The organism is Psychrobacter sp. AOP5-GZ1-6, from assembly GCF_052376345.1.
Classification (GTDB): domain Bacteria; phylum Pseudomonadota; class Gammaproteobacteria; order Pseudomonadales; family Moraxellaceae; genus Psychrobacter.
In genome coordinates, this window is record NZ_JBQSVP010000030.1 from 21271 (window position 1) to 31596 (window position 10326).

Here is a 10326-nt window from a genome sequence, read left to right on the forward strand (position 1 = left end):
TTCATTATTTCATTTTATTGATACGGTAATAACGCTCATGTCCAATATGATAAACACTGATGCACCGGTACTTGACCACCTTCCTAACACCATTAAAAATGCATTACCAAGTGCAGTGACTGATAAGCTAGCCTCTCTTGAGGCTGAACGTGAGATGTGGTTGCTGCCACCGTTGGTTGATCTATGCGCACGCTTACGTGAGCCAGGGCAACAGCAGCACGGCACGCTTAAATCAGAAGGTAGTGCTGCTCGTGGTAATGGTTTTTTGCATGTGGTGGTTCCACCTGATACAAACCCTATTTTAGAAAATGGCTCGCTACTCAAAGGGTTGCGTGAGCGTGCGCTTGAAGATGGTGGCATTCATTTGCATGTATTAGGTGCGTTGACTGCGGGGCTAGAGGGTGAGCGTCCATCTAATATTGCAGGATTAAAGAAAGGTGGCTGTATAGCAGTCTCTAACGCACGCAGACCTTTTCGTAATGACTTAGTGCTATTACGTACATTAGAGTATGCTGCAACTTTTGGCATGAAAGTGTTCTTTTATCCTGATGAGGCAAGCCTGTCTGGAGATGGAGTGGCGCACGAAGGTTATATCGCTTCATATCATGGACTACAAGGTATTCCATGGATTGCGGAAACAGTTGCCTTGTCTACCCAGTTATTGATGGTTGAAGAAACGGGGATAGCAGCTCACTTCAGTCAGCTGTCTTGCAAGTCTTCAATAGAGCTGATGCGCTGGGCGAAAGACAAGGGGCTACCAGTGACTTGTGATGTAGCGATGCACCAACTGTATTTAACCGATGATAATTTGGAAGGCTTCAACGCTCAAGCATATGTGTTGCCACCTCTGCGTAGTAATACTGATCAACAAGCCATCCGCCGTGGCTTAAAAGATGGCACGATTGATGCGATTTGTAGTCATCATGAGCCACTGAACAGTACAGCGAAAAAAGCACCATTTGCTGAGAGCACACCAGGCATCTCAAATTTTGATACATTCATGGCGTTAGCCTGTCAGTTGGTACATGATGAGGTGCTGACGTTAGAGCAATTGGTAGATAAAATCTGTCTCAATCCGGCAAAAATAGCAGGTATTAGCGAGCAGTATGAAAGCATTGGCGGTGCAGTATTGGTTGACCCAAATCTAACATGGCAGGTGACTGCACAATCGATGTTATCGAATGGTAAAAACACGCCGTTTTTTAATCAGCAACTGCAAGGACGCGTTGTGGAGACTTTCTTTGGTTAATTTACCGCAACAGGATGACAGTCGGCCGCCATCCTCGAAGGATTGCGTTACCGACTTAGTTGACCAACCAGACAAACGACACAGTACTTCTAGTGAGTCTATCCGAGCGGTAGCAATTTATGAGATAGTCAAAGGTGCGGGTGCTTTGTTGGGTGCTGTTGCGTTGTGGTTATGGCATAGGGATATAGTGCATTGGTTTAAGACGCTAGCAGTCTCGTGGCAGCACAGCTTTGGTCATCTATTTGCACCGCAAATTGATAGCGCAGTCCGCATTACTCAGCAGGCAAGTAAAAATTGGTCATTATTTTTATTAATAATTTTTGCTTATGCCAGCTTACGATTTCTTGAGGCTTATGGTTTATGGCAAGATAAAACTTGGGCATATTGGTTTGGTGTATTGGGTTATGGGATATTTATTCCGATTGAGCTGTACTATCTAATAGTCCGACCATTTGATTGGTTTAAACTAATCATATTGGTATCTAATATTTTGATTGTTATCGTGGTTTATCGTAATATGAAACGAAAAGGCTTGATATAAAGTCTTAAAATATTTATAAAAAATCCAGCATAAGATAGATTTCTTATGCTGGATTTTTTATAAAGCGTATTTACTGTCTATGCATCTAAAATCTTTTTGTCAGTACGAATGCTCTTAGCGACTTTGCCAACGCTCAGACCCTGTACCAAAATAGAGAAAATCACCACCGCATAAGTGAGCGCCAATAAGATGTCACGCTCGTTGCCAATGGGGAGTTGCAAGACTAAAGCAACGGAGATACCACCACGTAATCCGCCCCATGTCAGTACTTTCCATGCACCCGTCGGCAAATCAAGCTGACGATGGAAGGTTTTCGTGGTCATACCCACGACGATAAACCGAGCAAGCAAGGCAATGACAATCGTTAAACCAGCTGCAATAAATAAATTACCAGAATAGGCAATCATTACCACTTCTAGACCGATCAGTACGAATAAAATAGCGTTCAAAATCTCATCAATCAATTCCCAAAACAAATCAATATAATGACGGGTCTTATCGCTCATAGCGAAGGCACGCCCGCGATTACCAACCATTAACCCCATCATCACCATCGCGAGTGGTCCTGATAGATGCCAATGACTGGCCAATGCATAACCACCTATCACGCCTGCAAGTGTTAATAATACTTCTTCTTGATAGCTGTCGATACTCTTGAGCATATAATACAAAATCGCCCCAAGTACTAAGCCAAAGACAATACCGCCACCTGCTTCCACAGCTAAGGTATGTGCCACGTAGTCGGCCGTTGGGATGTCACCACTAGATAAAATACCAAGTAATAGCACAAAGATAACCACACCGATACCATCATTAAATAATGACTCACCAGCGATGACCGTTTCTATACTTTTTGGCGCACCTGCTGACGACAGAATACCCATTACAGCAATAGGGTCAGTCGGTGATATGAGTGCACCAAACAATAAGCACCAAAGAAACGGTAAGCCGAAACCAAGTAGCGGCAACATAAAGTATAGTGCAGAGGCAATAAGCATCGCCGAGACAATAGTACCCACACAGGCAAGAATACCAATCGGTAGTTTATAGCGTTTCAAATCACCAATATTGACATGAAGCGCACCTGCGAATAGCAGCATAGAAAGCATGCCATCTAATAATACCTCGGTAAAATCGAGCTGCTCTAACAAGCTCACTTCATAATCAATAAGCTGATCAAATCCTAAAAATCCCAAAAATATCGCACCGATAGATAAAACAATAGAGATAACCATCACGCCAATCGTGGTCGGTAGACCGATAAAACGATGATTGATATAAGTGAGTAAAGCCGTGATAGACAAAAATATTGCACTGATTTCCAGTACGGTGAGGTTGCTTGTAGAAGTCATGAAAAGGGTCTCAAGTGAGGATTAAAAGGCTTACGCTTGATGCTTATGAGCATTAAGACGGATTGATTATTTTATTACTATTTTATCGCTTTAATACCAGTAATGGGTATCAAATTTATGGGTGGGGACAAGGTTTTTTAATGGTGATGACAGGGATTGATGGACATATCTATCAAGCACACTAATATAGTCAAAGTATAAACAGGACAAGTAGTACCCCGCACAAGGATGACGATGTATAGTCAGCGAACAATTAAACCACTATCGCGTTGGCTATCCTTAAGATGTACTACTTATATAATTTGCAGTTGGCAGCTTTGTACCCATTTTAGAGCTCTTTGACTGTCCTATTTTATAGTGCTTTGACTATAGCGGATGGATAAGCGTTTGACTGTGTTTGGCCCGCAGCGTTGTTTAGCTCACAGGGTTGTCAGCTTCAGTAATGATATCTCTCTTATGATTAGAGTGTTGGTTATCCACTACAACATCATCATTTATATCTTGAGGAGTGAGAGTTTCATTGTGATGGTCATCGACTGTTATGTCACTGTTTTTGTCATAGGGCATAGGCTCAAAGTGTGGAGTTTTTTCCTTACCTGAATACTCCTTTGCCCATTGATCTGTTGTAGTAGCGGTAGTTTTTCTAAATAAATGGGGGTCATGACCTTTAAAGTTTTCTTTATTGGCAGAGGTTTTTTTGCGTGGTTCAGCATTTGCAAAAATAAGGCTCAACGGCAAGTCTAGTTGCTGTTTAGCATAAGCCTCTGTATGCTCAAAACGATCTATTAGTAAGCTAAACCAAGGTGTTTGATCTTCTAGACTCATCCCTTCAAATTCATCTTTGATGGGTAGGGGGTAGGGTAGCGTGCGATAAAAATCCCACAACGTCATGGTACTCAAGTCTTTTTTGAGAACATAGTCGTTATCTTCGGTCATAATGATGAGATTGCTGCTCTGTAAGTAGTTAATATAGGTATACCATTTGGGCAGCTCTTTGCGTCCCAGTATGCTGCGCAGTGCCCGTTCACTGACAGCTTCTCCTTTTAAATGGTAGGTGTATACTAGATTAAGCATGTCTAGCAAGCTTAGCAACGGGTGGCGTGGACAAATTTCTTCGGTCTCAAAAATAGTCAGGGTATAACTAATTTCAACACCCAATAAAATCAAATTCCATGATAGATAAATCCAAAGTAAGAATATCGGCAGTGCCGCAAACGCTCCGTAAATGGCTTCATAACTGGTAAAGTTTGCCATAACAGTACCAAATAGGTATTTCATCAATTCAAAAATGATGGCTACCAATACACCTGCTATTGCCGCGCTTTTCGCTGGTACGCGTGCTTTCGGAATGAACCAGTACATACCGATGAACCCTGCAACGGTGATACCGATGGTGACACCTCGAACCCAAATGGACCAGTCAATACCGTAGCCTGCAACCTGTTGATTCAAGAAACTCATGCTCTGAACCGCACTTGAGGCAATAAAAGCGGTACCTAATACTAACGGCCCTAGTGTCACCATCGTCCAGTAGCGCAGCATGCTTTTTAAACCACCAGAGCGGTTTTCTACTCGCCAAATCTGGTTGAAAGCACGTTCAATAGTCGTCAACGTCATGATTGTCGTAAAAAACAACACCATCGCACCAATGACCGTTAAGTTAGAGGATTTTTCAGCAAAATTGTTGATGTATTCGCTAACCTGCATGCTAGATTGTGGTAGCAAGTTGCTATAAATCACGTTATATATCTGTGCTCTGACGGAAGCAAGTGCGGGTACAGAAGACAAAATCATCAACAGTACCGTCAACATCGGCACTATTGATAGCATGGTGGTATAGGTTAGAGAGGCGGCTTTTTGTTGGCAGTTATCCTCAAAGAAATGCCCAAATAAAAAACGCAAAAACTGAAACCACCGTTGTTGTAAAAACGGGATTTTTTTTGTTAAGTTTTCCATATTTATCGTCTAACAGGTATTGTAGTGACAATAGTGTAACAAAGATTTATGGTTACCACTGATATAGAGTGTTACCCGCTACAATGTAATGTGAGGTTGTTTGCATGTGAGTGAATGACTCGGGCATAATGTGCACCTATATTGATAGTGGCATTAATGTGGATGCTTTTGTGATGAGTGGTTTGCTATGAATGATTCTCTATAAATGGCTCTACCACAAAAAACGCTATTACTATCAATCATAACGTTAATGATTTTCTGAGGAAGTGTTGCTAATGAGTCAGACTGCCCCTTACGTGTTGGTACTTTATTATTCTAGCTACGGTACGACTAAGACATTGGCATATGCTATCGCCCAAGGTATTGAGGATGCTGGTATGACGGCACGTATTCGTACTGTGCCAACTGTCGCGCCCGAGACGACATCTAGCAAGCCTGCCATACCTGATGACGGTGACCTTTATTGCACCATGGATGACCTAAAAAACTGTAGCGGTCTGGCGCTTGGTAGCCCAACGCACTTTGGTAATATGGCAGCACCCATGAAATACTTTTGGGACAACACTGTGACCATTTGGCTAGCAGGAGATTTACAAAACAAGCCAGCTTCAGTATTTACGGCGACCGGTTCGATGCATGGCGGTCAAGAAACGACATTGCTCACGATGATGTTGCCATTGATGCATCATGGCATGATTATCGTTGGCTTGCCTTATGCAGAGCCAGCGCTAAACCGTACCCATCGTGGTGGGTCGCCTTATGGAGCCAGTCACGTCAGTGGTGCGGCACACGATCAACCTGTATCTGCCGATGAGAGTGAGCTGGCAATTGCTCAAGGCCATCGTCTGGCAGTGAGTGCCAAAGCATTGGCTCAAGCTAACTGGCGTCGCTAGGCGATTTTTATAGCAGGCAGCACATAGAGCACTGACTATATAACGCTATTAATTAGGAAAAACATATATCTAATGGCTACAAACCGCTCCGACAGTGAGACAAATATGACTGCTCCAGCAAAAAAAACTGCTAAGCCTGTCAAAGTAAAAAAACCGATTGCACCTATCCGTCAGCGCTTGATGGTGACGTGGCTGATTTGGCTCGCCTATCGATTGCTGGGGCTGCCTATACTTATTAATGTATTCAACCCGAGTAGCCCTGATATCGTGGGTGGTGTCGCATGGCAAGCGCTGTGGCTAGTCCCTGCACTCATTTTGACGCCATCGATATTACGTGGACGCTCACCTTATGCGTTATTAATTAGCAGTATGTTTATACTTGTCTATCTAGGTGGGAGTGGAGTGGTATTGTTTGCTAGAGCTTACGGTAGTAGCTGGGCAGAGATAGCCGTCTATATCATTGATTTTGTGCTATTGCTGTCTATCAATTTTTGGCTGTTTATTTTACTTAAACGACTGCCTTCGATGAACAATGTGGTCAAAAAACCTCGTCAGTGAGTCAGTTTTCCTAATATTGTCAATCCTAAATAAAAGAGGTGCAACTACGCGATATGGGTTACATTTTTCTTGCTTGCTGTGCCTACGCAGACAGAGGCAGCGCAAAATGTAACCCATATCGCTGTATTTATTTTATAGTGGGTCGACTATATTCAATAAGTAGTGCTCAACAAGTAACGCTTACCAAGTGTAGTTTATTAGTTGTCAGTATAAAGTAAAAATACCAGTACCCATCGTATAAAGCTAAAAAAGCGGCGCTCTATATCGGAGCGCCGCTTTTTTATGATCTTTCTTTGGGTTCCACGAATGGACTAGTAACAACTAGCTTAGTTAAGCTTGGTTAATTCTAAATCCATTTTCTTGCCATCATTTACCTGACTTACTTTTACTGGTAAGTAGTCTAAGCTTGGTGCTAACCAAAAGCTGGTAGAGCGGCTATTGTCATCGTGGACACGGTCGACACGAACTGTATCAAAAGTACCAGCGGGTACGGTGATTTTGCTGCTGCCAGATTTTTTGAATGGGGTCTTTTCTATTTTGTCTTTTTTCGCCATGTAGTAATTACCAGAGAATTTACCGTTCAATAAATCTTGGCGAATCTGTACTTCAAGGCTCAAGTCATCAAAGGCTTGTTGCGACATGTTCAAAGTCGTTGATTTGCCTTTATAGTTACTCACAACCTTTTTAGTGCTCGAGTTAAAGTCTAGCTTATGCGTGCGACCAATGCCTAATAGCTTATAAGTAGTACTGGCTTTGCTTGGACTGACGTTGTTACCGTTAATGGTAAAGGTACTGTTTTGTGAGGCACTTGCCACACCAGCGACGCGAGCACTGACATTGTATTTCCATGTGCTGCCTGATTTGCTTAGCGTACGAGTCGCCGTACCTTTGTATTTGTCTTCTACGGTAAAGCTATAATTGGCACTTGAAGGCTGGATGGTTTTTGCGCTAGCAATAGTGGGAGCCGCCATGCTGGCAGCGCTAATAGCAGCAATACTAGCACCTGAGGTTAACGCTGCTAACAGTTTAGACTTGCCGTTTTTTTTAGACTTACTGTTTTTGAAATTGTCAGATTTGTCTATTCGTGAGTTTTTATTCGTTAGTGAAAAACGCATAAAGGTTCCTTAGGTCAAATATTAGATCAAGTATCGTTGATATATCAATTTCTATTTATCATATTAAGATTTTTATAAACACTATAATGGTCATACCTTGTTACGTTTTCAAGAGTAGTTGCTGCCAGTGGTGTGTTGCTCTTGTATCTAATGTTGCTATCAAAACGCGTTGAGTTCATGCCGCCATACTCAAATGTCTTAGAAAATACTTATAAATTTTTAGGATTTACACTTGAAGCGAATACATCTTGCCCCCATTTTTTGATACAAGCTCAACGCTTATCTGTAATACGCTGCTTTTAGCGGCACTTGTTACAGATATCGGTATTGAGACCATTAATTCAAATAAACCCTTAATTTTAATAACCAACTTTTGGAGTCATATCGATGAACATTCGTCCTTTACATGACCGTATTGTCGTCCGCCGTATAGAAGAAGAGACAAAAACTGCTGGTGGTATCTTACTTCCTGGTTCTGCACAAGAAAAACCATCACAAGGTGAAGTGCTAGCAGTGGGTAACGGTCAGGTTCGTGACAACGGTGAAATTCGTGCGTTAGATGTAAAAGCTGGCGACAAAGTTTTGTTCGGTCAATATGCTGGTCAAACGGTAAAAGCTGATGGTGAAGAACTATTGATTATGAAAGAGTCTGATGTATTGGGTGTGCTAGAAGGTTAGTCCTTTTGAGTATCATTTTATACTCAGCACATTTTGATAACAGTTTCTAATAACTACTTTTGATTAGCAAATATCAAATCAATCATATTCTCATACTTATAATAGTGGAGTAATTTAACATGGCAAAAGACGTAAAATTCGGCATTGATGCCCGTAAACAAATGATGGACGGCGTAAACGTTTTAGCAAACGCAGTAAAAGTAACGCTAGGCCCTAAAGGTCGCAACGTGGTTATCGACAAGTCATTCGGTGCGCCAACGATCACAAAAGATGGTGTATCAGTTGCCAAAGAAATCGAACTTGAAAACAAATTCGAAAACATGGGCGCACAGTTGGTTCGTGAAGTGGCTAGCCGCACAAATGATGTCGCTGGTGATGGTACGACGACTGCGACTGTATTGGCTCAGTCAATTCTACAAGAAGGCATGAAGTCAGTTGCTGCTGGCATGAACCCAATGGATCTAAAGCGTGGTATCGATAAAGCGGTACGTGCAGCGGTTCAAGAGATTCATAACCTATCTACACCAGCGGATGACTCAAAAGCGATCGCTCAAGTAGGTTCTATCTCTGCTAACTCAGACACCAAAATCGGTGAGCTTATTGCTCAAGCGATGGAAAAAGTCGGTAAGCAAGGCGTGATCACTGTTGAAGAAGGTTCAAGCTTTGAAGATACCCTAGAAGTTGTAGAAGGTATGCAGTTTGACCGTGGTTACATCAGCCCATACTTCGCTAACAAGCAAGACAGCTTAACTGCTGAGTTTGAAAACCCATATATCTTATTGGTTGACAAAAAAATCAGCAACATCCGCGAAATCGTGCCATTACTCGAGCAAGTAATGCAGCAGAGCAAACCATTGCTAATCATCGCTGAAGATGTAGAAAACGAAGCATTGGCGACGCTAGTGGTCAACAACATGCGTGGCGGCTTAAAAACTTGTGCTGTTAAAGCACCAGGTTTCGGCGATCGTCGTAAAGCAATGCTAGAAGACATCGCAACATTGACTGGCGGTACGGTCATCTCTGAAGAGATTGGTCTAAGCCTAGAGACTGCTACTTTAGAGCAGCTAGGTACGGCTAAGAAAGTGACAGTCGGTAAAGAAAACACCGTAATCGTTGATGGCGCTGGTAACACTGCTGATATCGAGAACCGTGTTGACTCTATCAAACGTCAAGTTGAAGAATCAACGTCTGACTATGACAAAGAAAAGCTTCAAGAGCGCATGGCTAAATTGGCTGGCGGCGTTGCTGTTATCAAAGTTGGCGCAGCGACTGAAACTGAAATGAAAGAGAAGAAAGACCGTGTTGATGATGCGCTACATGCAACTCGTGCAGCGGTAGAAGAAGGCGTTGTACCTGGCGGCGGTGTTGCTCTGGTTCGTGCCATGACTGCTTTGTCTGAGTTGATAGGCGACAACGACGACCAAAACGCAGGTATCAACATTTTACGTCGCGCGATGGAAGCACCATTACGTCAAATCGTGACTAACTCAGGCGAAGAAGCGTCAGTGGTAGTCAACGAAGTGAAAAACGGCAGCGGCAACTATGGTTATAATGCTGCTACTGGTGAGTACGCTGATATGCTCGAAATGGGTATCCTAGATCCTGCTAAAGTATCACGTTCAGCACTAGAAAACGCTGCATCTGTTGCAGGTCTAATGCTAACCACCGAAGTGATGATCACTGATCTGCCACAAAGTGATGATGGCATGGCTGCTATGGGCGGCGGTGCTGCTGGTGGAATGGGCGGTATGGGTGGAATGGGCGGCATGATGTAACTTATGCCTCGACTAAATTTGTACGACGTTGTTAACCTCGCTCGATGTACTATTAGTACAGTCTTCACTTGGTTGCCTAGTCGTACTTCTTTAGTCAACCCATAAGACGCTTTTAACTAAAGTTGTAAATATTCTTTGGAAGTGTTTGAACTACCAAAAGCTCTGCTATCGAAAGATAGCAGGGCTTTTTTGTGTTTAATACAATATTA

The 10326-nt window shown here is 42.7% G+C and carries 9 protein-coding genes; 6 read left to right on the forward strand and 3 right to left on the reverse strand.

The window, feature by feature from the left end:
* Positions 1–37: 37 nt before the first annotated feature.
* Positions 38–1249, forward strand: a complete 1212-nt coding sequence (locus tag ACT3RN_RS06165) for a dihydroorotase (protein WP_192517985.1) — start codon at positions 38–40, stop codon at positions 1247–1249.
* Positions 1242–1790, forward strand: coding sequence for a DUF2127 domain-containing protein (locus tag ACT3RN_RS06170; RefSeq protein WP_225739042.1), 549 nt, complete (start codon positions 1242–1244; stop codon positions 1788–1790). The genes ACT3RN_RS06165 and ACT3RN_RS06170 overlap by 8 nt, the downstream gene beginning before the upstream one ends.
* 77 nt (positions 1791–1867) lie before the next feature.
* On the opposite strand, the gene ACT3RN_RS06175 is transcribed toward ACT3RN_RS06170, so the two are convergent.
* The gene (locus ACT3RN_RS06175) at positions 1868–3142 is read right to left on the reverse strand and encodes a cation:proton antiporter (protein WP_192517983.1); all 1275 of its coding nucleotides are present in this window, start codon (positions 3140–3142) and stop codon (positions 1868–1870) included.
* Positions 3143–3556: 414 nt separating this feature from the next.
* Positions 3557–5098 (reverse strand): YihY/virulence factor BrkB family protein, encoded by a 1542-nt coding sequence (locus tag ACT3RN_RS06180; protein WP_192517982.1) that lies wholly within the window; start codon positions 5096–5098, stop codon positions 3557–3559.
* Positions 5099–5373: 275 nt separating this feature from the next.
* On the opposite strand from ACT3RN_RS06180, the gene wrbA reads away from it, so the two are divergent.
* Together wrbA and ACT3RN_RS06190 are read left to right on the forward strand one after the other, a co-directional pair.
* A complete protein-coding gene (gene wrbA, locus ACT3RN_RS06185) occupies positions 5374–5991 on the forward strand; it encodes an NAD(P)H:quinone oxidoreductase (protein ID WP_192517981.1) in 618 nt (205 codons plus the stop codon).
* A 105-nt stretch (positions 5992–6096) separates the two neighbouring features.
* Positions 6097–6549, forward strand: coding sequence for a hypothetical protein (locus ACT3RN_RS06190; protein WP_413038414.1), 453 nt, complete (start codon positions 6097–6099; stop codon positions 6547–6549).
* Between the two features lie 326 nt (positions 6550–6875).
* Here ACT3RN_RS06190 and ACT3RN_RS06195 read toward each other — a convergent pair whose 3' ends face one another.
* Positions 6876–7664 carry a DUF3108 domain-containing protein gene (locus tag ACT3RN_RS06195; protein ID WP_192517979.1) on the reverse strand — a complete coding sequence of 263 codons (789 nt, stop codon included), beginning with the start codon at positions 7662–7664 and terminating at the stop codon, positions 6876–6878.
* Between the two features lie 387 nt (positions 7665–8051).
* Here ACT3RN_RS06195 and ACT3RN_RS06200 point away from each other — a divergent pair, with 387 nt between their 5' ends.
* Both ACT3RN_RS06200 and groL read left to right on the forward strand, forming a co-directional pair.
* Positions 8052–8342 (forward strand): co-chaperone GroES, encoded by a 291-nt coding sequence (locus tag ACT3RN_RS06200; RefSeq protein ID WP_192517978.1) that lies wholly within the window; start codon positions 8052–8054, stop codon positions 8340–8342.
* 119 nt (positions 8343–8461) lie between these two features.
* Positions 8462–10117, forward strand: a complete 1656-nt coding sequence (gene groL / locus ACT3RN_RS06205; RefSeq protein WP_192517977.1) for a chaperonin GroEL — start codon at positions 8462–8464, stop codon at positions 10115–10117.
* Positions 10118–10326 lie beyond the last annotated feature (209 nt).